Annotated in this window: 1 pseudogene; it reads left to right on the top strand. The window is 41.7% G+C overall.

Features of this window, described 5'->3' with window-relative positions:
• Window positions 1–288, top strand: a pseudogene (locus L0U89_RS20345) (hypothetical protein); the annotation flags it as partial.

Here is a 288-nt window from a genome sequence, read left to right as displayed (position 1 = left end):
GTTCAGCAATTTCACCTACGAATTATACAACAAGCTGGAACTTGACCTGAACCGCATCAACAAGGAAAAACTGAAGGAATTAGGTCCGCTTAAACCCTTTGATTTCATTTTTGACAATGTGGATACTACGGAAGGTCAGCCCTTCCTACCTGTTTACCTGACTGAAACCATCTCAAATTATTATTATCAGAAATCACCCTGGAGAACCCGCGAAATTATCAAGGGCGTTAAAACCATGGGGGTGGAAAATGAAAGTATTTCCAAACTGTTGGGAGGAACCGAGCAGAA

Source organism: Mariniradius sediminis, from assembly GCF_021491425.1.
GTDB lineage: Bacteria > Bacteroidota > Bacteroidia > Cytophagales > Cyclobacteriaceae > Mariniradius > Mariniradius saccharolyticus.
This window is presented reverse-complemented; position numbering and strand designations above follow the sequence as displayed.